1 protein-coding gene is annotated in these 758 nt (G+C 50.5%); it reads right to left on the bottom strand.

Annotated elements, in window-relative coordinates; translation table 11 throughout:
• Positions 1-758: DUF2339 domain-containing protein (locus tag R7Z50_RS26840; RefSeq protein WP_318149662.1), on the bottom strand; the 758-nt coding region annotated here is incomplete at both ends.

Here is a 758-nt window from a genome sequence, read left to right as displayed (position 1 = left end):
TGCCCCAAATAGCCGTATTGTCCTGTTAACCAGTAGTTGGTTTGGGTGAACAACGCCATTAAGAACACATGCAAAAACGCCCCTTCGAACCAGTTGGTCAGGTCGGAATCTTGTTTCGCTAGCACGCTTCGGGCATAGGCTAAGATCGCCAAGGACGGCACGTAACTAAGAATGACCCAAGCCCAATGCCCACTTTCAACCGGCTGCCATTGTGGAATAAATGGCAGCAACGTGAGACGAACCACCAAAATACCCATCACGATTTTGACCGCCCAACTTGCTGGGCGAAAGAACCCGGCTTGGATTTGCAGTGCCATCACCGCGACTTGTATCGAAATGGCAGTGGTGAGCCAAGTGTCGCTTAACCAAACGAAAGCGACGCCAGAAATCAGAGCGTGAACGACCGCTGAACATTCAAGTGCAAGAGAGCGAAGGCGCTGGCTAAGGAACGCATAATAGGCCGCGATGAGCGCGCAGAACAACGTCCAGTACAGGGCGTAACCGTGCATGAATTCGTCAGCATAAAACAACGTGACCAAACCCATCGTTGGTGCTAGCACCAACAAAAGCACGTTGCTGATTTGCGAACGGTCACTCAAAGATTGGCAATAGGTTCTAAAGCCAATCAGTGCAATACTCACCGCCAGTGCGAATAAAATGCTGGCCTCTCGCTCTAACATATACAGCGCATCAAACGCGATGGTGAGAACAATCAGCGCGGTTGCCGAGACGAGTATGGATGGCAAAAATACACGTAA

The sequence above is a fragment of the Vibrio sp. 1249-1 genome (assembly GCF_033340495.1).
This window is presented reverse-complemented; position numbering and strand designations above follow the sequence as displayed.